At 61.1% G+C, this 19,058-nt stretch carries 18 protein-coding genes; 9 read left to right on the forward strand and 9 right to left on the reverse strand.

Annotated elements, in window-relative coordinates; translation table 11 throughout:
* Nucleotides 1–64 precede the first annotated feature (64 nt).
* Both ACJ8HH_RS18750 and ghrB read left to right on the forward strand, forming a co-directional pair.
* Nucleotides 65–1,333 (forward strand): MFS transporter, encoded by a 1,269-nt coding sequence (locus tag ACJ8HH_RS18750; RefSeq protein ID WP_033636543.1) that lies wholly within the window; start codon nucleotides 65–67, stop codon nucleotides 1,331–1,333.
* A 72-nt stretch (nucleotides 1,334–1,405) separates the two neighbouring features.
* On the forward strand, nucleotides 1,406–2,383 hold the full coding sequence (ghrB, locus tag ACJ8HH_RS18755) for a glyoxylate/hydroxypyruvate reductase GhrB (RefSeq protein ID WP_039568262.1): 978 nt from the start codon (nucleotides 1,406–1,408) through the stop codon (nucleotides 2,381–2,383).
* Between the two features lies 1 nt (nucleotide 2,384).
* Here the strand turns inward: ghrB and ACJ8HH_RS18760 are convergent, their stop codons facing one another.
* Nucleotides 2,385–2,537, reverse strand: a complete 153-nt coding sequence (locus ACJ8HH_RS18760; protein WP_019455508.1) for a hypothetical protein — start codon at nucleotides 2,535–2,537, stop codon at nucleotides 2,385–2,387.
* A 196-nt stretch (nucleotides 2,538–2,733) separates the two neighbouring features.
* Here ACJ8HH_RS18760 and ACJ8HH_RS18765 point away from each other — a divergent pair, with 196 nt between their 5' ends.
* The 4 genes from ACJ8HH_RS18765 (at nucleotide 2,734) to ACJ8HH_RS18780 (ending at nucleotide 6,860) form a co-directional block, all read left to right on the forward strand.
* Nucleotides 2,734–4,797: an alpha-amylase gene (locus ACJ8HH_RS18765; protein ID WP_060388267.1), complete on the forward strand. Its 2,064-nt coding sequence runs from the start codon at nucleotides 2,734–2,736 to the stop codon at nucleotides 4,795–4,797.
* A gap of 135 nt (nucleotides 4,798–4,932) precedes the next feature.
* On the forward strand, nucleotides 4,933–6,183 hold the full coding sequence (locus tag ACJ8HH_RS18770; RefSeq protein ID WP_033645138.1) for a valine--pyruvate transaminase: 1,251 nt from the start codon (nucleotides 4,933–4,935) through the stop codon (nucleotides 6,181–6,183).
* Between the two features lie 75 nt (nucleotides 6,184–6,258).
* Nucleotides 6,259–6,480, forward strand: coding sequence for a ribbon-helix-helix domain-containing protein (locus ACJ8HH_RS18775; RefSeq protein WP_039568270.1), 222 nt, complete (start codon nucleotides 6,259–6,261; stop codon nucleotides 6,478–6,480).
* The gene (locus tag ACJ8HH_RS18780) at nucleotides 6,480–6,860 is read left to right on the forward strand and encodes a type II toxin-antitoxin system VapC family toxin (protein WP_033649548.1); all 381 of its coding nucleotides are present in this window, start codon (nucleotides 6,480–6,482) and stop codon (nucleotides 6,858–6,860) included. Before ACJ8HH_RS18775 ends, ACJ8HH_RS18780 begins: the two co-directional genes overlap by 1 nt.
* Nucleotides 6,861–6,870: 10 nt before the next feature.
* Here ACJ8HH_RS18780 and ACJ8HH_RS18785 read toward each other — a convergent pair whose 3' ends face one another.
* From ACJ8HH_RS18785 to ibpA, 3 genes are all read right to left on the reverse strand, one after another.
* Entirely contained in the window at nucleotides 6,871–8,529 is a 1,659-nt protein-coding gene (locus tag ACJ8HH_RS18785) for a putative transporter (protein WP_033649549.1), read from the reverse strand.
* Nucleotides 8,530–8,695: 166 nt separating this feature from the next.
* The gene (gene ibpB, locus ACJ8HH_RS18790) at nucleotides 8,696–9,124 is read right to left on the reverse strand and encodes a small heat shock chaperone IbpB (protein ID WP_004933922.1); all 429 of its coding nucleotides are present in this window, start codon (nucleotides 9,122–9,124) and stop codon (nucleotides 8,696–8,698) included.
* Nucleotides 9,125–9,224: 100 nt separating this feature from the next.
* Nucleotides 9,225–9,638, reverse strand: a complete 414-nt coding sequence (gene ibpA / locus ACJ8HH_RS18795) for a small heat shock chaperone IbpA (RefSeq protein ID WP_004933919.1) — start codon at nucleotides 9,636–9,638, stop codon at nucleotides 9,225–9,227.
* Between the two features lie 310 nt (nucleotides 9,639–9,948).
* On the opposite strand from ibpA, the gene ACJ8HH_RS18800 reads away from it, so the two are divergent.
* Nucleotides 9,949–10,296 carry a YceK/YidQ family lipoprotein gene (locus ACJ8HH_RS18800; protein WP_033636538.1) on the forward strand — a complete coding sequence of 116 codons (348 nt, stop codon included), beginning with the start codon at nucleotides 9,949–9,951 and terminating at the stop codon, nucleotides 10,294–10,296.
* Between the two features lie 30 nt (nucleotides 10,297–10,326).
* On the opposite strand, the gene ACJ8HH_RS18805 is transcribed toward ACJ8HH_RS18800, so the two are convergent.
* Together ACJ8HH_RS18805 and ACJ8HH_RS18810 are read right to left on the reverse strand one after the other, a co-directional pair.
* Nucleotides 10,327–11,607: a DUF3748 domain-containing protein gene (locus tag ACJ8HH_RS18805; protein ID WP_060451985.1), complete on the reverse strand. Its 1,281-nt coding sequence runs from the start codon at nucleotides 11,605–11,607 to the stop codon at nucleotides 10,327–10,329.
* Between the two features lie 90 nt (nucleotides 11,608–11,697).
* Nucleotides 11,698–12,432: an acid phosphatase gene (locus tag ACJ8HH_RS18810; protein ID WP_033636536.1), complete on the reverse strand. Its 735-nt coding sequence runs from the start codon at nucleotides 12,430–12,432 to the stop codon at nucleotides 11,698–11,700.
* Nucleotides 12,433–12,650: 218 nt separating this feature from the next.
* Here ACJ8HH_RS18810 and ACJ8HH_RS18815 point away from each other — a divergent pair, with 218 nt between their 5' ends.
* Both ACJ8HH_RS18815 and ACJ8HH_RS18820 read left to right on the forward strand, forming a co-directional pair.
* Nucleotides 12,651–13,619, forward strand: coding sequence for a threonine/serine dehydratase (locus ACJ8HH_RS18815; RefSeq protein ID WP_060424130.1), 969 nt, complete (start codon nucleotides 12,651–12,653; stop codon nucleotides 13,617–13,619).
* The gene (locus ACJ8HH_RS18820; RefSeq protein WP_060438298.1) at nucleotides 13,606–14,547 is read left to right on the forward strand and encodes an ornithine cyclodeaminase family protein; all 942 of its coding nucleotides are present in this window, start codon (nucleotides 13,606–13,608) and stop codon (nucleotides 14,545–14,547) included. Before ACJ8HH_RS18815 ends, ACJ8HH_RS18820 begins: the two co-directional genes overlap by 14 nt.
* A 25-nt stretch (nucleotides 14,548–14,572) precedes the next feature.
* Here ACJ8HH_RS18820 and yidA read toward each other — a convergent pair whose 3' ends face one another.
* The 3 genes from yidA to recF all read right to left on the reverse strand — a co-directional run bounded on the left by yidA (nucleotide 14,573) and on the right by recF (nucleotide 19,031).
* A complete protein-coding gene (yidA, locus tag ACJ8HH_RS18825; RefSeq protein ID WP_033649554.1) occupies nucleotides 14,573–15,388 on the reverse strand; it encodes a sugar-phosphatase in 816 nt (271 codons plus the stop codon).
* Between the two features lie 124 nt (nucleotides 15,389–15,512).
* On the reverse strand, nucleotides 15,513–17,927 hold the full coding sequence (gene gyrB / locus ACJ8HH_RS18830; RefSeq protein WP_039568277.1) for a DNA topoisomerase (ATP-hydrolyzing) subunit B: 2,415 nt from the start codon (nucleotides 17,925–17,927) through the stop codon (nucleotides 15,513–15,515).
* Between the two features lie 18 nt (nucleotides 17,928–17,945).
* A complete protein-coding gene (gene recF, locus ACJ8HH_RS18835; RefSeq protein WP_033653950.1) occupies nucleotides 17,946–19,031 on the reverse strand; it encodes a DNA replication/repair protein RecF in 1,086 nt (361 codons plus the stop codon).
* Between the last annotated feature and the right edge of the window lie 27 nt (nucleotides 19,032–19,058).

A 19,058-nucleotide genomic window follows, 5' to 3' on the forward strand; every position in this document is an offset into this window, starting at 1 on the left:
CCTTCCTCTTGCATGCCCAGCGTGCCGGGCGAAGGGGACGCAACACCACTGAAGGATACTGAACATGAACAAAGCGACTGTCGCGGCCAAACGCTGGTGGTACATCATGCCCATCGTGTTTATCACCTACAGCCTGGCCTATCTCGATCGCGCCAACTTCAGCTTCGCCTCTGCCGCCGGCATCAATGAAGATCTCGGCATCACCAAAGGCATGTCCTCGCTGCTGGGCGCGCTGTTTTTCCTCGGTTATTTCTTCTTCCAAATTCCCGGCGCCATCTACGCCGAACGCCGCAGCGTCAAAAAACTGATCTTCTGGTGCCTGATCCTGTGGGGCGGCTGCGCCTCGCTGACCGGCGTGGTGAGCAATATTCCGATGCTGGCCGCCATCCGCTTTATCCTCGGCGTGGTGGAAGCGGCGGTAATGCCGGCGATGCTGATCTACATCAGCAACTGGTTCACCAAATCGGAGCGGTCACGCGCCAATACCTTCCTGATCCTCGGCAACCCGGTGACGGTGCTGTGGATGTCGGTGGTGTCCGGCTACCTGATCCACGCCTTCGGCTGGCGTGAAATGTTCATCATCGAGGGCATTCCGGCGGTTATCTGGGCGTTCTGCTGGTGGGTGCTGGCGAAAGACAAACCGGCGCAGGCCGGCTGGTTGAGTGCCGATGAGAAACAGGCGCTGCAGCAGCAGCTGGACGAAGAGCAGAAAGGCATCAAGGCCGTGCGCAACTACGGCGAAGCCTTCCGTTCGCGCAACGTGATCCTGCTGTGCGTGCAGTACTTCGCCTGGAGCATCGGCGTGTACGGCTTCGTGCTGTGGCTGCCTTCCATCCTGCGCAGCGGCATGCAGATGGGCATGGTGGAAGCCGGCTGGCTGTCGGCGGTGCCTTACCTGGCGGCGACCATCGCCATGATCGTGGTCTCCTGGGCGTCGGACAAAATGCAAAACCGCAAGCTGTTCGTCTGGCCGCTGCTGCTGATCGGCGCGCTGGCGTTCTTCGGCTCTTACGCCGTCGGCGCCAACCACTTCTGGATCTCCTACGGCCTGCTGGTGGTCGCCGGCGCCGCGATGTACGCCCCCTACGGGCCGTTCTTCGCCATCATTCCGGAAATGCTGCCGAAAAACGTCGCCGGGGGCGCCATGGCGCTGATCAACAGCATGGGCGCGCTGGGGTCGTTCTTCGGTTCGTGGTTCGTCGGCTATCTGAATGGCGCCACCGGCAGCCCGGCGGCCTCTTACATGTTTATGGCCATCGCACTGGTGGTGGCGGTGGTGTTGACGCTGATCGTCAAACCCGCCCGCAACGAGATCCAGCCGCAATTGGCTTGATCCGGTTATACTTTTTATCTGTTAACCCAACCGGGGGGCGCCATGCCCCCTTTGGCCCAGCTGGAGTTCGTGATGAAGCCTTCTATCGTATTGTACAAAAGCCTGCCCGCCGATCTGCGTGAACGTCTGGAACAGCACTTCACCGTGCACGCCTTCAACGGCCTGCAGCCGGAGAACCGCGACGAACTGCGCCAGGCGCTGCAGCAGGCCGAAGGGATCATCGGTTCCGGCGGTAAAATTGACGAAGCCTTCCTGCAGCAGGCGCCCAAACTGCGCGCGGCCTCGACCGTTTCCGTCGGCTACGACAACTTCGACGTCGAGGCGCTCAACGCCCATAACGTGCTGTTGATGCACACCCCGACGGTGCTGACCGAAACCGTCGCCGACACCATCATGAGCCTGGTGCTGGCGACCGCGCGCCGGGTGGTGGAAGTGGCGGAACGGGTGAAGGCCGGCGAATGGCGCGGCAGCATCGGGCCGGACTGGTTCGGCGTCGACGTGCACCATAAAACCATCGGCATCCTCGGCATGGGGCGCATCGGCCTGGCGCTGGCGCAGCGCGCGCACTTCGGCTTCGGCATGCCGGTGCTGTACAACGCCCGCCGCACGCACGAAGAGGCGGAGCAGCGCTTTAATGCGCGCCGCTGCGATCTGGATACCCTGCTGGCCGAGTCGGATTTCGTTTGCATCACGCTGCCGCTGACCGAACAAACCTTCCACATGATCGGCCGCGATCAGTTGGCGAAGATGAAGAAAAGCGGCATTCTGATCAACGCCGGCCGCGGGCCGGTGGTGGATGAGCAGGCGCTGATCGAAGCGCTGCAAAACGGCGTGATCCTCGCCGCCGGGTTGGACGTGTTCGAGAAAGAGCCGCTGCCGGCCAACTCACCGCTGCTCAGCATGCCGAACGTGGTGGCGTTGCCGCACATCGGCTCCGCCACCCATGAAACGCGCTACGGCATGGCCGCCTGCGCGGTGGATAATTTGATCGCCGCGTTGACCGGCACGGTGAAAGAAAACTGCGTCAACCCGCAGCTGTTGCGGAAATAACTCAGCGCGGCCGGTGGTCTGCGGATAACCGGCCGTGTTGCTCTTCCTGCTGCGGCGCGAACAGCGCCTGCAGCTGATGTTCTTCGGCGAAGTGCTGCAATTCGGCATCCTGAATTGCCTGAACGATCTCTTCTCGCCAGTTTTTGTCCGTCATCGCTAACCTCCTTTGATGTTCATCGTTTAATCTGCCGCAGCGCGCGCGCAAAGCCAAGCCGAATCAATCCGAAAACGCTCCGCCCTTTCTCTCCTCCCCGAAAAACCCTCGCAGGGAGGAGGCTATTTTTCCGCCGTTTGCCACACTGGGCGCTACCCTGCGAGAAAAACGCTTCCTGCCGCGCGTAAGGAGAGCCATGAAACTGTTACCCCTGCCCTTGTTGATGCTGCTGTCGCCTTCGGTGCTGGCCGGCTGGACGCTGCCGGGTTTCCCGGCCTTCGACGAAACTGCCGCCGGGCTGTTTACCAGCCAGGCCGCGCTGCCCAAAGGCCAACTGCCGCTGCGCCTGTATCTGGATAACCACTGCTGGCAGCCGGCCGAGGCGGTGAAGCTTAACCAGACGCTGTCGCTGCAGCCCTGCGGCGCCCATCCGCCGGCCAGCTGGCGGCAGTTCCGCGCCGGCGACTATCAGGTGCGCATCGACACCCGCAGCGGCACGCCGACGCTGCAGCTCAGCCTGCGCAGCGCGCCGGAAAGCGCCGCCGTTGTTGCCCGCAGCTGCCCGCGCTGGGACGGCAAGCCGGTCACGGTCGACGTCGCCTCCACCTTCGCCGAAGGCGAAACGCTGCGCGATTTCTATTCCGGCCAAACGGCGCAGGTGAGCCAGGGGAAAATCACGCTGCAGCCCACCGCCGCCAGCGGCGGCCTGTTGCTGCTGGAGTCCGCCGCCACGGCGAAACCGGCGGCGTTCAGCTGGCATAACGCCACAGTCTACTTCGTGCTGACCGATCGCTTTGAGAACGGCAACCCGGCCAACGACCACAGCTACGGGCGCCGCAGCGACGGCCTGCAGGAAATAGGCACCTTTCACGGCGGCGATCTGGCCGGCCTGACGCAAAAACTGGATTATCTGCAGCAGCTCGGCGTCAACGCCTTGTGGATCAGCTCGCCGCTGGAGCAGATCCACGGCTGGGTCGGCGGCGGCACCAAAGGCGATTTCCCGCATTACGCCTATCACGGCTATTACGCGCTGGACTGGACTCGCCTCGACGCCAACATGGGCACCGAACAGGAGCTGCGCACGCTGGTCGAACAAGCGCATCGGCGCGGCATTCGCATTCTGTTCGACGTGGTGGTGAACCATGTCGGTTACGCCACGCTGGCGGATATGCAGACGTTTCACTTCGGCTCGCTGTATCTGCAAGGCGCGGAGGTGGAGAAAACCCTGGGGAAAAACTGGGGCGACTGGCGCCCCGGGCCAGGGCAAAACTGGCACAGTTTCAACGACTACATCAACTTCAGCGACAAGGCGGGCTGGCGCCAATGGTGGGGGAAAAACTGGATCCGCACCGACATCGGCGACTATGACTCACCGGGCTATGACGATCTGACGATGTCGCTGGCCTTCCTGCCGGACATCAAAACCGAAGCGCCCGGCGCCAGCGGCCTGCCGCTGTTCTATCGCCACAAACCCGACACCGCCGCGCGCGACATGCCCGGCGCCACCACCCGCGATTACCTGACCGTCTGGCTCAGCCAGTGGGTGCGCGATTACGGCATCGACGGTTTTCGCGTCGATACCGCCAAGCACGTGGAAAAACCGACGCTGGCGCTGTTGAAGCAGCGCGCCACGGCGGCATTGGCGGCGTGGAAAGCGGATCATCCGCAGCAGGCGCTGGATGACGCGCCGTTTTGGATGACCGGCGAGGCCTGGGGCCACGGGGTGATGAAAAGCGACTATTACCAAAACGGCTTCGACGCGATGATCAACTTCGACTTCCAGGACCAGGCGGCGCAGGCATTGGGCTGCTTTGCCGACATTGATGCCACCTACCGGCAGATGGCCGAGCGGCTGCAGGATTTCAACGTGCTGAGCTACCTCTCTTCACACGACACCCGGCTGTTCTTCGCCAGCGACGCCAAAGGCTCGCTGCCGCTGCAACAGCGGGCGGCGAACCTGCTGTTGCTGGCGCCGGGCGCGGTGCAGATTTACTACGGCGATGAAAGCGGCCGCCCGCTCGGCCCCACCGGTTCCGATCCGCTGCAGGGCACCCGCTCCGACATGAACTGGCGTGAGCTGCTGGGGGAAAAAGCCCCGATGCTGGCCCACTGGCAACGGTTGGGGCAGTTCCGCGCTCGCCATCCGGCGATCGGCGGCGGCGTGCAAACCCCGCAGCCACACGCCGCCTACTACGCCTTCAGCCGCCGGCTCGGCGACGATAAGGTGATGGTGGTGTGGGCCGGCGAACGGTCACAATAATCCAGCGTAATATGCTACCAATCGGCCAATGGGCGAAGTTTGTGCCCATTGGTCGATTTATCGGCCGCGTTGCAGCGGGATTTGTCTGGCGGTATGGTGGGGGATTACCTGCTAAGAAACAGTACTGCTGCACCTATGACTTTCTCACTTTTCGGCGAAAAATTTACCCGTTATGCGGGCATTACCCGTTTGATGGACGACCTGAACGAAGGCCTGCGCACCCCCGGTGCCATCATGCTCGGCGGCGGCAACCCGGCGCAGATCCCAGAGATGGAAGCCTACTTCAAACAGCTGTGCCAGGAGATGCTCGATCAGGGCAAACTGACCGAAGCGCTGTGCAACTACGACGGCCCGCAAGGCAAGGACGCGCTGCTGAAAGCGCTGGCCAATCTGCTGCGCGACGAGCTCGGCTGGGAGATTTCGCCACAGAATATTGCACTGACTAACGGCAGCCAAAGCGCGTTTTTCTACTTGTTCAACCTGTTCGCCGGCCGCTACGCCGACGGTTCGCGCCGCCGCGTGCTGTTCCCGCTGGCGCCGGAATACATCGGCTATGCCGACGCCGGGCTGGACGAAGGGCTGTTCGTCTCCGCCAAACCGAACATCGAGCTGCTGCCGGACGGCCAGTTCAAATATCACGTTGATTTCGAACACCTCACCATCGGCGACGACATCGGCATGATCTGCGTTTCGCGGCCGACCAACCCGACCGGCAACGTGATCACCGACGAAGAGCTGATGAAGCTCGACCTGCTGGCGCAGCAGCGCGACATTCCGCTGGTGATCGACAACGCCTACGGCGTGCCGTTCCCCGGCATCATCTTCAGCGACGCCACGCCGCTGTGGAACCCGAACACCATCCTGTGCATGAGCCTGTCCAAGCTCGGCCTACCGGGCTCGCGCTGCGGCATCGTGATCGCCGACGAGAAGGTGATCACCGCGCTGACCAACATGAACGGCATCATCAGCCTGTCGCCGGGCAGCATGGGGCCGGCGATGGCGACGGAAATGATCGCGCGCGGCGATCTGCTGCGCCTGTCGAACGAGGTGATTCGCCCGTTCTACAAACAGCGCGTCGAGCACACCATCGAGATTATCCGCCGCTACCTGTCGCCGGAGCGCTGCCTGATCCACAAACCGGAAGGGGCTATCTTCCTCTGGCTGTGGTTCAAAGATCTGCCGATCACCACCGAAGTACTGTATCAGCGCCTGAAAAAGCGCGGCGTGCTGATGGTGCCGGGCCATTACTTCTTCCCGGGGCTGGAGCACGAATGGCCGCACACCCACCAGTGCATGCGCATGAACTACGTGCCCGATCCGGAGAAAATCGAGCGCGGCGTGGCGATCCTGGCGGAAGAGATCGAACGCGCGCATCAGGAAGGCTAACGCCAGCTGATTGAAAATCGACCGATAAAGATATACGATGCATATATCGTATATCTTTTTTTTGGAGGGCTAGCGATGACTCGCATCGTGATCGATTTACCTGAAGAAGACCTGCGGCAGCTCGACAATCTGAAAAATATCCGCCACATTCCCCGGGCCGAAATCATCCGTCAGGCCGTCTCCCGTTATCTGACGGAGAACCACGTTGAAGATCCCAGCAATGCTTTCGGGCTCTGGTCCGGGGCGATGGGCGATGGCGTAGACTACGAAAATCGTCAGCGCGAGGAGTGGGAATAATGGTGGCTCAACGGGCGTTATTCGACACCAATATCCTGATCGATTATCTCAACGGCATTCCTCAAGCCAAAGACGTTCTGACCGAATACCACATCAACCCGGCTATTAGCGCCATCACCTGGATGGAAGTGATGGTGGGTGCCAAAAAACAGGGGCCGGCGCTGGAGTTGAAAACGCGCCAGTTTTTAGGGCAATTCCTGCTGCTGCCTATTACCGATGAAGTTGCCGAACGCGCCGTAGAACTGCGCCACTCACAGCATGTGAAGCTGCCGGACGCCATTGTCTGGGCCACCGCGCAGGTGGGGTTCCGGACGCTCATCTCCCGCAACCCCAAAGATTTTGGCACTGACAACGGCGTGTTAATGCCTTATCGGCTGTAGTCGGGCAGCGTTACAGCGTCCAGAACAGCACCGCCAGCAGCTGCGGCGACATGATGCGCAGGAACATCGCCAGCGGATACACGGTGGCGTAAGACAGCGCGGCGGCGCCGCTGGTAGGATGCAGACCGTTGGCGAAGGCCAGCGCCGGCGGATCGGTCATCGATCCCGCCAGCATGCCGGACAGCGTCAGGTAGTTCATCTTGCCCACCGTGCGCGCCAGAATACCGACGCTCAGCAGCGGAATGGCGGTGATCAACGCGCCGTACCCGACCCACGTCAGCCCCTCGCCGTGCAGCAAGGTATCGATGAAGTTGCCACCCGACTTCAATCCGACCACCGCCAGAAACAGCACGATACCCAGTTCGCGCAGCGCCAGGTTGGCGCTCGGCGGCATAAACCAGTACAGCTTGCCGATGCTGCCGATGCGCCCCAGGATCAGCGCCGCCACCAGCGGCCCGCCGGCCAGCCCCAGCCGCAATGCCGCCGGGAAGCCGGGCACGAACAGCGGAATGGAGCCGAGCAGCACCCCAAGGCCGATGCCGATAAACACCGGCAGCATCTGCACCTGCTGCAGTTTTTGTTGGGCGTTGCCGACGATTGCCGTCACCGCGTCGATGGCCTCCGGCCGGCCGACCAGGTTCAGAATGTCGCCGAACTGCAGCGTCACGTTGCTGCCGGCCACCAGCTCCACGCCGGCGCGGTTGAGGCGTGAAATCACCACGTCATACTTCTGCTTCAGGTTCAGATCGCGGATTTTCTTGCCCAGCACCTGCTCGTTGGTCACCACCGCCCTCACCACCTGCAGCGCGGTGCCGCGCGTGGACAGCGAGGCGTCCACCTCTTCGCCGATCACCAGTCGGGCGTTCTCCAAATCTTCGCGTTTGCCCACCAGGTGCAGGTAGTCGCCCAGCTCCAGCCGCTCGTGCGGCGCCGGCACCATCAGCAGCTCCCCGCGTTTGAGGCGCGAACAGACGATCGCTTCACCGTTGAGCAGCGGCACCTGCTTGATCGCCATGCCCTGCAGATTGGGGTTGCGCACCGCCACGTTGATGGCGTGCAGCAGCTCACGCTGATTGCCCAGGCTGCTTTCAAACGCCTGCGCCTCGCGCTCGATGTTGATGCGGAAAAACAGCCGAATCAGCCACATCACCAGCAGGATGCCGCATATGCCGAACGGATAGGCCATGGCGTAACCCATCCCCATGCCGTCCACCAACGCCGGATCGGAACCGAGATCGGTCAGGATTTGCTGACCGGCGCCCAGCGCCGGGGTGTTGGTGACCGCGCCGGAGAACACGCCGAGGATGATCGGCAGCGGCACGTCGAACAGCTTGTGTACCGCCGCCGCCACGACGCCGCCGGTCAGCACCAGTAGCACCGCGAAGGCGTTGAGGCGCAGCCCGGAGACGCGCAGCGAAGAGAAGAAACCGGGGCCGACCTGAATGCCGATGGTGTACACGAACAGGATCAGGCCAAACTCCTGGATAAAGTGCAGCATGTCCCCGTTCAGGTTGATTTGCCCGCTCTGGGCGAAGTGGCCGACCAGGATGCCGCCGAACAGCACGCCGCCGATGCCCAGCCCAACGCCGTACAGCTTCCAGTTCCCCATCCACAGCCCAATGACGGCCGCCAGCGCCAACATGCTGACGGTCAGGGCGATATCGCTCATAGGTCACATCCTTGCCAAAGTTGAAAAGGAATTTGCGGCCAAAGACACACAATTAACAAGGATTATGACATCGGACAAACGGGGGGACTGTGGCATGCGCCACATAACGCAGCGGGGGAGACCCGTCTGGATCTCCCCCGCATGATGATGACCGTTTTTCAGTCGGTTATTTGGCTTCCAGCTCCGGCGTCGCCCCGATGGCGATGCGCTGCGGCTGCAAGGCTTCCGGCACCTGACGCACCAGATCGATGTGCAGCAGGCCGTTTTCAAATTTGGCCTCCGACACCTGCAGATGCTCCGCCAGGGTGAAGGTCAACTGGAACTCTTTGCACACCAGGCCCTGATGCAGGTATTCGACCTGTTTTTCCGGCGGTGTGGGTTTACCGCTGACGGTCAGCCGCGGCCCTTCCACTTCGATATTCAGTTCGCTCTGCCGGAAACCGGCCAGCGCCAGAGAAATGCGGTAGTGATTGTCATCGCTTTTCTCGATGTTATACGGCGGGAACCCCTGGGGTTCCTGGCCGCCCATTGAGCTGGCCAATTTATCAAAACCAATCCACTGACGCAGAAGCGGGGATAAATCGTAATTACGCATAGGAACAACTCCTTTCATTAAGCGAGATGTGTTTATTCAGCCCCCTGACGGCAGGCTAGGTATTATTTTCCGGCAGCGTACCTGCCGGCGAAACGGAAATTTATTTAATTTCGATGCGGCGCGGTTTTAATGTTTCCGGCACGATGCGTTGCATGTCGATATACAACAGGCCATTCTCCAGTTTGGCGCCTTTAATTTGAATATGTTCGGCCAGCTGGAATTTACGCTCGAAATTACGCTCGGCGATGCCCTGGTATAAATAGGTTTTTTCTGCCGGTTCGTTATTGTGCGCCCCGCGCACGATCAGCAGATTATCTTGCGTGGTGATCTCCAGCTCCTGCTCGGCAAACCCGGCTACCGCGATGGCGATGCGATAATGATTTTCGTCCACCAGCTCGACATTATAAGGCGGATAACCGCCGTTGCCCTGACTCTGGCCGGCTTCCAGCGCGTTGAACAGGCGATCGAAACCAATGGCGGAACGGTATAGCGGGGAAAGATCAAAATTACGCATAAAACAGCCTCCTAAGGCACTTCAGCGAGGTTGAAATAAATACGCCTTCCACTCTGGACAGGCTAATTAAGCCAGAATTCCCTTACGGCGAATTCTCAATTCGGCTCTGATGATAAAATGGGGGTTGATTTCATCAATTCAACAGGCGAGGATCAAAAAAACTTCGCACCGATTAGGCGAAAGTTTTTTTACCACTTACACTAAAGTGAGAGAGCCGCCACAGAGCGGGATTTTGCTTCTTTTAAAGCAGCGACAGGATGTTATAACTCAGCTTAATTTTAGGGGCACAGCAACCCTGCAGGATGGATTAATGACGACGATGAAAGCGATAGCGACGGGCTGCATGTTGTTGGCGACCAGCGGTTGCTCCAGCGTGATGAGCCATACCGGCCCGAATCAGGGTTACTATCCCGGCACCCGCGCCAGCGTGGACATGCTGAAGGACGACAACACCAGCTGGGCGATGATGCCGCTGGTGGCGCTGGATCTGCCGTTCTCTGCGGTGATGGACACCGTACTGCTGCCTTACGACTATCTGCGTTCCGGCAACGACGCCACCGCAGACTCGCCAAAAGCGCGCATCCTGCGCAGCGAGCAGCAGAATCTGGCGGCAACCGGCAATCCCGGCGAAGGCAACGACAGCGCCGCCACACACTAATCACACACGCAGCGGGCCATCAGGCCCGCCTTACACCTCAACCACAAAGATCTGGTTGAACCCCGCTATCTCGCGCATAAACGCCACTTTCTTGCCGTCCGGTGAAAACACCACGGCGTCCCCCGACGGCGGCTGCACGCTGCGCTGCGTCAAACGCTGCAGACGGCCGCCGGCGACCTCGCACAGCATCACGCTGTTGTCACACACCAAGGCAATCGCCCCGCCCTGCGGGTGCCAGCTGAAGGCAGACTGGATATCATGCTCGCTGTGGCTCACCTGGCGCGGCTCCCCGCCGTTCGGCGACACCGTCCACAGCTGCACCACGCCGCCGTCATCCTTCATCAAAAACGCGATCTGGCTGCCGTCCGGCGAGCTGCGCAGCCAGTGGCGCGGTGCGCCGGCCACGCCCGGAAAACAACGATCGCCGGTAAAGGTCACCCGCCGCTGCCTGACGCCCTGCGGCGGCGCCGGCAGCTCGCTTTCCGTTCCCTGCAGCGGCAGAGCGCCCGCCCTGGCGTAATCGGCATCGTTCTCCGGCAGATCGACGATAAACACCTCCGGCAGCTTTTCACCGGCGGCGGACAGCGTATCGCCGATGAACGCCAGCGCCCAGCGCTGCCGGCTGCCGTCGGCCTTACGGTAACCCTCGCGGCCGATCCAGCCTTCTTCGTAGGCGCGATTGATCTGATCGCTGCCCGGCTGCGGCTGCGGCACCGTCTCGCTGACCAGCACGCAATAGTGGCTACCGTCATACTCGCGCGGGTGCTGTTTCGGCGGATTGACCCCGTGCAGCGGCACGGCCACCCCGACGTTGCGCAGATCGCGCGCCGGATCGCGTTCGTGCATGACGTGGTCGTTGTAGGTAAAGCTGAGGCGGCTGCCGTCCGGACTGAAAACGTGCACATGGCTGCCGCCGCGCAGCGCACCGGGCGTGTAGGGGGCGGTGATATCCAGCGCGTCGAGGGTGATGGCCAACTCGCGATCCGGTTCGCTGACGATCACCCCGCGGCGGTGGTGAAAATCATACTGCCAGGCGCTGTCGGGGTGCTCCGGACCGTGGATAAAGGCATAGCGCGCCGGCGCATCGGGGCTGACCGTGACCACGCCGACGTGGGCGCCGTGCTGGGCGCGATAAACCACCTCCACCGCGCCGCTGGCGACGTTGACCCGCTCGATGCTCAGACCGGTGAAAGAGGCGCCGCGCGGGCGCACGTCATAAGCCAGCCATTGGCTGTCCGGCGTCCAGACGTTGATATTGGTTAACTGATGCCCGCGAGGGTCGAAAGTCAGCTGTTTTTCCCGATGGCTCATGGCGGTTCTCCTGCGCATGCCGGCACTGAGTCGCCATCTTACCGGATCGGCGGCAGCGTTTCATATGGCGCGCTGCCGCGTGAAGCAAGGTTATTTTTTCAGGGCGTTGAATTCCGTTTTGGCCCTTTGCAACTGCGCGGCGAAGGTGGGCTCCGCGTGCAGTCGGGCGACGATGGCCGAGGCGACCAAGCGCGCGGCGGTCACGTCGCTTTGCCAGTGATAACCGCAAATCACCCGGCTCTGGCCCATCTCATAGCCGCGCTGCAGTATCGTCCCCTGCCTGGGAGGGTTAATCTCCGCCAGCACCAGCGCGGTCGCCCAACCGATGGCGGTGTGCCCGGAAGGATAAGAGCCGTTCGTCGATAGCGTGCTCTCTTCATCCGGTCGGCAAGTGGGCTCATGGTAAAAAGCGAACGGCCGAATGCGCATATAGTGATTTTTGGCGCTGCGGGTAGCCAGATCGCCGGCGTCTTCACGCATTTTCATCACCAGTTTGAACAGCTCCGGCGTATTATCCTGGGTGATTTCCGTACCGAAAGCGCCGGATAATGCGGCGGCGACGCCATCCCCCGTTACGTGTGCGTCGTGATAAGCCTGTTTGCCCCGTTCGGTATTACGCAATAATTTCCCGGCATCATATTGCGCCTTGTCATTCATAAAATCGATGCTGTCAACGGCGGGCGGCGGCGGCAATAACGCCAGGCTGTCTATCGATTGCGACTCTTGCAGAAAATAAACCTCCGGTTGGGTGGTCACATCTTTGGCGGCGAAACCAAACGGTGTCAGCGCGGCGTAGGTTAATGAGGCGAGTAATATTTTTTTCATTGTCGTTCCCTTATTAAAATAATTGAGCGGTTGCGACTTCCTTAACGCAAATAAATAAAAAATCGTGCCGCTAAACTATACGTTAATGATTATTTTTCGCCGCCAGTGCGATCACATTACGCCGTGCCCGCTTTTGCCCGGCGGCCGGGCGACGGGGTTTACAATTAATACAAAAAAGTACAAACTGGATTTTTAAGTCCAAACATTCTGGAGCCGGTATGAACCCCCTCTTCGATGCCATTGTTTCTGCCCATCAGCAACTGCGCCCTCAGGTACGGGTCACGCCATTGGAGCGCAGCGTGCTGCTTTCACAGCAGCTGGGCTGCGAGCTGTATCTGAAATGCGACCATCTGCAGCACACCGGCTCCTTTAAATTTCGCGGCGCCAGCAACAAGCTAAGGTTACTGGATAGCGAGCAACGCCGGCGCGGCGTGATCGCCGCCTCTACCGGCAACCACGGCCAGGCGGTCGCTTTGGCGGGGCAGCTGATGGGCGTTGGCGTCACAGTTTATGCGCCGGAGACGGCGGCGAGCATCAAGCTAGACACCATCCGCGCGCTGGGCGGCACCGTGGAACGGGTGCCGGGCGATGCGCTGAACGCCGAACTGGCGGGGGAACAGGCCGCACGCGAACAGGGAAAAACCTATATCTCGCCGTATAACGACGAGCAGGTGATCGCCGGCCAGGGCACCTGCGGCATGGAGCTGGTTGAACAGCTCACCGGTCTGGACGCCGTGTTCGTGGCGGTAGGTGGCGGTGGTTATATCGCCGGTATCGGCACCGTTCTGCAGCAATTGTCGCCGAACACGCAGCTTATCGCCTGCTGGCCGGAAAACGCCACCAGCATGTACAGCGCGCTGGAAGCGGGCCATATCTTCCCGGTGGAAGAGCAAGACACCCTGTCCGACGGCACCGCCGGCGGCGTCGAGCCGGGCGCCGTGACCTTCCCGCTGTGCCAACAGCTGATCGACCGCAAAGTGCTGGTCAGTGAAGCAGAGATCAAGCACGCGATGCGCCGGATCGCCGCCAGCGATCGGTGGATTATCGAAGGCGCGGCCGGCGTGGCGCTGGCGGCGGCGATCAAGCTGGCGCCGGAATACCAGGGAAAAAAAGTGGCGGTGGTGCTGTGCGGTAAAAACATCGTGCTGGAGAAGTACCTCAAGGCCATCGCCGATGCACATCCTTAATCGGCAGCAAATCCTCGCCGCGTTCGACGCCGAGGCTATAACCCCGCTGTTGAAGCAGGGTTTTATCGCCTATTCGCAGCGGCGGGTGCAACAGCCGCCGGTGCAGCACTTCCTGTTCGAACAGGCCGCCGGCGATTGCTGCATCAAATCCGCCTGGCTGGAAGGCGAAGAGCTGTTCGTGGTCAAGGTCTCCGCCGGTTTCTATCGCAACGCCGAACGCGGTTTGGCCAGCAATCAGGGGCTGGTGGTGGCGTTCTCCGCCCAGACCGGCGAACCTCGGGCGCTGCTGCAGGATGAGGGCTGGCTGACCGCGCTGCGCACCGCACTGGCCGGCCGCATCGCCGCCGAACTGTGCGCGCCGCCGCATATTCAGGCGATCGGCATGGTCGGCACCGGCCTGCAGGCCCGGCTGCAGCTGCAATGTCTGAAACCGGTGACCGATTGCCGCGAAGTGTGGGTGTGGGGCCGCAACGATCAGGCGCTGGCGGCGTATCGGCGCGAAGCCGAGGCCGAAGGTTTTCGGGTGCGGGTTACGCAGGATGCGGCGGAACTGGCGGCGCACTGTCAGCTGATCGTCACTACCACGCCCAGCCGCGAACCGATTTTACAGGCGGCGGATATTCGGCCCGGCACGCACATCACCGCCGTGGGTGCCGACGCGCCCGGCAAGCAGGAGCTGGCGACCGATCTGGTGGCTCGCGCGGACGCACTGCTGGTCGATGCGCTGGCGCAGTGCGCTGACTATGGCGAGATCGCGACGGCTTATCGGCAAAATAGGCTGATTTCAACGCCAATCGTCGAAATGGGCGCCGTCTTGGCGCTGGGAGGGCGGTTGCGAAGCGAGCCGCTGCACATCACCATCGCCGATCTTACCGGGCTGGCGATTCAGGATCTGCAGATCGCCAAAGGGGTGTTGGCGGCAATATAAAGGGGCGCCGTAGCGCCCCACTTGATCAGGCGTTGAGCACGAACTTCTCGATGGCGCGCGCCACGCCGTCTTCGGTATTGGCGCCGGTGACAAACTGCGCCACCGCTTTCAGCTCGGGAATGGCGTTGCCCATCGCCACGCCGACGCCGGCATACTCGATCATCGCCGTATCGTTGGCCTGATCCCCCAGCGTCATGATGTTTTCCCGCGCCACGCCGAGGTGCTCGGCCAGCATTCTCACCCCGGCGCCCTTATCGACGTTCTTATGCAGGATTTCGAGGTAGTAAGGCGCGCTTTTCAGAATGGTGTAACGCTCGCGCGTTTCCGCCGGGATGCGCGCAATCGCGTTGTCCAGCAGCGCCGGCTCGTCGATCATCATCACTTTCGGGAAACGCATCTGGCGATCCATCTCCTCCACGCTGCGGTATTTCAACGGAATACCGGTCATTTCCGCCTCGTGTATGGTGTATTTGCCGATGTCTTTGTTCGGGGTATACAGGGTGTCAAAGTCAAATGCCTGGTAGTGAACGCCGAGCTCGCGCGCCATCTGCTCGAAGTGCAGATAGTCCTCAAAACCCAGGGTTTCCTGCAGAATACAGGCGCCGTCGGCCGCGCGCAGCACCAGCGCGCCGTTGTAGGTTATGCAAAAATCGCCGGGGCCCTGAATGTCTAACTGGCGCAGATAGTCCTGCACGCCGACATAAGGCCGCCCGGTGGCCAGCACCACGTGCACCCCTTTGCGCCGCGCCGCCGCGATAGCCTGCTTTACCGCCGGCGTGATTTGGTGCTGCGGATCCAGCAACGTGCCGTCCATGTCGATCGCAATCAGTTCAATAGCCATTCAACGCTTCTCCCAGTGGTTTTTTCCCATGCTAACGCGTTTCAGCCTTGGCTGTCAGCGCCAAAAAAGGCGTAAAAAAATCCGCGCGGGTCGCCCGGCGCGGATTTTCACAGCCATTAACGCATCAGATATCGATGTTCGCCGCTTTCAGGGCGTTTTCTTCGATAAAGGCGCGGCGCGGCTCAACCGCATCGCCCATCAGCGTGGTGAACAGCTGATCGGCAGCGATGGCGTCCTTGACGGTCACGCGCAGCATGCGGCGGCTTTCCGGATCCATGGTGGTTTCCCACAGCTGCTCCGGGTTCATCTCGCCCAGGCCTTTATAGCGCTGCACCGACAGGCCGCGGCGCGACTCTTTCACCAGCCACTCCAGCGCCTGCTCGAAGCTGTCTACCGGCTGACGACGTTCGCCGCGCTCGATGAACGCGCCGTCTTCGATCAGCCCGCGCAGCTGTTCGCCCAGCTGGCAGATCTTGCGGTATTCGCCGCCGTGGATGAAGTCGAAGTCCAGCTTATAGTCGGTATCCACGCCGTGGGTGCGGATGCGCAGCGCCGGTTCGAACATCTGGCGTTCGCGGTTCTCGAAGATCACGAAGTCATAGCTGCTGCCGTGCTGCTCTTTGTCGTTCAGCGCCTGCACCAGCGAAGCGATCCAGGTTTTCACCTTGGCCTCATCGCTCAGATCGCCTTCGTTCAGCGTCGGCTGATAGATCAGGTTGTTCAGCAGCGCGCGCGGGTAGCGGCGCTCCATGCGGCCAATCAGCTTTTGCACGCCGTAGTGTTCGGCCACCAGTTTTTCCAGCTGCTCACCGCCGAGCGCCGGTGCGCTGGCATTGGTGTGCAGCGTAGCGCCGTCCATCGCGATGGCGATCTGGTACTGATCCATCGCCTCGTCATCTTTGATGTACTGCTCTTGCTTGCCTTTCTTCACCTTGTACAGCGGCGGCTGCGCGATGAACACGTGGCCACGCTCGATGATTTCCGGCATCTGGCGGTAGAAGAAGGTCAACAGCAGCGTACGGATGTGCGAACCGTCGACGTCGGCATCGGTCATGATGATGATGCTGTGGTAACGCAGCTTGTCCGGGCTGTACTCGTCGCGGCCGATGCCACAACCCAGCGCGGTGATCAGCGTCGCGACTTCCTGCGAGGAGAGCATTTTGTCGAAACGCGCTTTCTCGACGTTGAGGATTTTCCCCTTCAGCGGCAAGATAGCCTGGTTCTTGCGGTTGCGCCCCTGCTTGGCAGAGCCGCCCGCGGAGTCCCCTTCCACCAGGTACAGTTCGGACAGCGCCGGATCGCGTTCCTGGCAGTCCGCCAGCTTGCCCGGCAGGCCGGCCAGATCCAGCGCGCCTTTGCGGCGGGTCATCTCACGCGCTTTACGCGCCGCTTCGCGCGCACGCGCCGCGTCGATGATTTTGCCGACCACGATTTTCGCGTCGCCCGGATTCTCCATCAGGTAATCCACCAGCTTCTCGTTCATCAGCGTTTCAACCGCGGTTTTCACCTCGGAAGAGACCAGCTTGTCCTTGGTCTGAGAAGAGAACTTGGGATCCGGCACCTTCACCGACACCACGGCGATCAGACCTTCACGCGCGTCATCGCCGGTGGCGCTGACCTTGGCCTTCTTGCTGTAGCCTTCCTTCTCCATGTAGCTGTTCAGCGTACGGGTCATCGCGGTACGGAAACCGACCAGGTGCGTGCCGCCGTCGCGCTGCGGAATGTTGTTGGTGAAGCAGTAGATGTTTTCCTGGAAACCGTCGTTCCACTGCAGCGCCACTTCCACGCCGATGTCGTCTTTCACGGTCGAGAAGTAGAACACGTTCGGGTGGATCGGGGTTTTGTTCTTGTTCAGGTACTCGACAAACGCCTTGATGCCGCCTTCGTAATGGAAGTGATCTTCACGGTCGGTGCGCTTGTCCTTCAGGCGGATAGACACGCCGGAGTTGAGGAAGGACAGCTCGCGCAGACGCTTGGCCAGAATGTCGTACTCGAAATCGGTCACATTGGTGAAGGTCTGGTGGCTCGGCCAGAAGCGCACCATGGTGCCCGTCTGTTCGGTTTCGCCCACCACGGTCAGCGGCGCCTGCGGCTCGCCGTGGCTGTAAGTCTGTTCGTGCACTTTGCCTTCGCGGCGGATCACCAGCTCCAGTTTCTCCGACAGGGCGTTAACCACCGAGACGCCCACGCCGTGCAGGCCGCCGGAAACCTTATAGGAGTTGTCGTCGAATTTACCGCCGGCGTGCAGCACGGTCATGATGACCTCTGCGGCTGAAACCCCTTCTTCAGGGTGAATGCCGGTCGGAATGCCGCGGCCGTCATCCTGTACCGATACCGAGTTGTCGGCATGGATGGTGACCTGAATGTCACTACAGTGGCCCGCGAGCGCTTCGTCGATAGCGTTGTCCACAACCTCGAATACCATGTGGTGCAGACCGGTGCCGTCATCGGTATCGCCGATATACATGCCCGGGCGCTTGCGCACCGCATCCAGCCCTTTTAATACCTTGATACTTGAGGAGTCATAAGAATTCGACATCAACGTTTCTCGCTCATTTTAGTCCTGTGGTTGAACCTCTATTTTACCCTGTTCCACGCGGAACATCTTGCCCTTTTCACCGGCCATGTCGGTCACTTGTTCAGCGCTCACCGCGCTGACAAAAACCTGGGCCTGGGTGGCTTTCAGGCGATCGGCCAGCAACCGGCGACGGCCGGTGTCCAGCTCGGAGGCAAAATCATCAATCAGATACAGGCAACGCCGCCCGCTCTGCCGGGTGAGAAACTCACCCTGCGCCAAGCGCAACGCGCACATCAGCAGTTTAAGCTGACCGCGCGATAACAAATCCTCTACCGGCGTGCCGTCGGCACGAATGCGGAAGTCCGCTTTATGCGGCCCCACCGCGGTATAGGTCAACGCCCTGTCGCGCTCGAACTGGCGCTCCAGCAGCTCGCCGTAGTCGCTCTCTTTGTCCCAGCCGCGCTGGAAGGAGAAGGTCAGGGCGAATTCAGGCAGAAACTGCGCGCAGGTCGCGGTGATATCCGCGGCGATCGCGTCGCTGTATTCCGCCCGCCATTCGCTGATGCGCTCCGCGAGCGGGATCAGTTCCTGATCCCAGGCGCGGATCTGCGCATAGCGACTCACCTGGCGCAGCGCGGCATTGCGCTGCTTCAGTAACCGTTTCAGGTTGCTCCAGGCGGTGAAAAAACCGGGTTCGTTATGAAAACAGCCCCAGTCCAGGAAGGCGCGCCGGAATTTCGGCCCGCCGTTCAGCAGGGTAAAACCTTCGGGGGTGATCAGCTGCATGGGCAGCAGCTGCGCCAGCTCGGCCACCTTGTGGCCATCGCTGCCATCGATGCGTACTTTGCTGTCACCCTGACGGCTCTTGCTCAATCCTACCGACAGCTCGCGCTCCGCGCCTTCGATGCGGCCGTGCAGCACGAACTCCGGCTGGTCGTGGCGAATGACCCGACCGGCCTGCAGGCTGCGAAAGGCGCGGCCGTGGCCGAGCGTATACACCGCTTCCAGCACGCTGGTCTTGCCGCTGCCGTTGGCGCCGACCAGGAAGTTGAATCCCGGCGCCAGCGCCAAATCCGCCGCCTCGATATTGCGGAAATCTTTAATCAATAAACGCGTCAGAGCCATGCAATCTCTTTACCGATGACGGTGCTG

Origin of the sequence: Serratia sp. CY32780 (assembly GCF_052169135.1) — a bacterium.
GTDB lineage: Bacteria > Pseudomonadota > Gammaproteobacteria > Enterobacterales > Enterobacteriaceae > Serratia > Serratia sarumanii.

Excerpts from the sequence above, each read along its gene's own strand:
- ACJ8HH_RS18750 (WP_033636543.1), top strand. The coding sequence starts at position 65 with ATGAACAAAGCGACTGTCGCGGCCAAACGCTGGTGGTACATCATGCCC.
- ghrB (WP_039568262.1), top strand. The coding sequence starts at position 1,406 with ATGAAGCCTTCTATCGTATTGTACAAAAGCCTGCCCGCCGATCTGCGT.
- ACJ8HH_RS18760 (WP_019455508.1), bottom strand. The coding sequence starts at position 2,537 with ATGACGGACAAAAACTGGCGAGAAGAGATCGTTCAGGCAATTCAGGAT.
- ACJ8HH_RS18765 (WP_060388267.1), top strand. The coding sequence starts at position 2,734 with ATGAAACTGTTACCCCTGCCCTTGTTGATGCTGCTGTCGCCTTCGGTG.
- ACJ8HH_RS18770 (WP_033645138.1), top strand. The coding sequence starts at position 4,933 with ATGACTTTCTCACTTTTCGGCGAAAAATTTACCCGTTATGCGGGCATT.
- ACJ8HH_RS18775 (WP_039568270.1), top strand. The coding sequence starts at position 6,259 with ATGACTCGCATCGTGATCGATTTACCTGAAGAAGACCTGCGGCAGCTC.
- ACJ8HH_RS18780 (WP_033649548.1), top strand. The coding sequence starts at position 6,480 with ATGGTGGCTCAACGGGCGTTATTCGACACCAATATCCTGATCGATTAT.
- ACJ8HH_RS18785 (WP_033649549.1), bottom strand. The coding sequence starts at position 8,529 with ATGAGCGATATCGCCCTGACCGTCAGCATGTTGGCGCTGGCGGCCGTC.
- ibpB (WP_004933922.1), bottom strand. The coding sequence starts at position 9,124 with ATGCGTAATTACGATTTATCCCCGCTTCTGCGTCAGTGGATTGGTTTT.
- ibpA (WP_004933919.1), bottom strand. The coding sequence starts at position 9,638 with ATGCGTAATTTTGATCTTTCCCCGCTATACCGTTCCGCCATTGGTTTC.
- ACJ8HH_RS18800 (WP_033636538.1), top strand. The coding sequence starts at position 9,949 with ATGACGACGATGAAAGCGATAGCGACGGGCTGCATGTTGTTGGCGACC.
- ACJ8HH_RS18805 (WP_060451985.1), bottom strand. The coding sequence starts at position 11,607 with ATGAGCCATCGGGAAAAACAGCTGACTTTCGACCCTCGCGGGCATCAG.
- ACJ8HH_RS18810 (WP_033636536.1), bottom strand. The coding sequence starts at position 12,432 with ATGAAAAAAATATTACTCGCCTCATTAACCTACGCCGCGCTGACACCG.
- ACJ8HH_RS18815 (WP_060424130.1), top strand. The coding sequence starts at position 12,651 with ATGAACCCCCTCTTCGATGCCATTGTTTCTGCCCATCAGCAACTGCGC.
- ACJ8HH_RS18820 (WP_060438298.1), top strand. The coding sequence starts at position 13,606 with ATGCACATCCTTAATCGGCAGCAAATCCTCGCCGCGTTCGACGCCGAG.
- yidA (WP_033649554.1), bottom strand. The coding sequence starts at position 15,388 with ATGGCTATTGAACTGATTGCGATCGACATGGACGGCACGTTGCTGGAT.
- gyrB (WP_039568277.1), bottom strand. The coding sequence starts at position 17,927 with ATGTCGAATTCTTATGACTCCTCAAGTATCAAGGTATTAAAAGGGCTG.
- recF (WP_033653950.1), bottom strand. The coding sequence starts at position 19,031 with ATGGCTCTGACGCGTTTATTGATTAAAGATTTCCGCAATATCGAGGCG.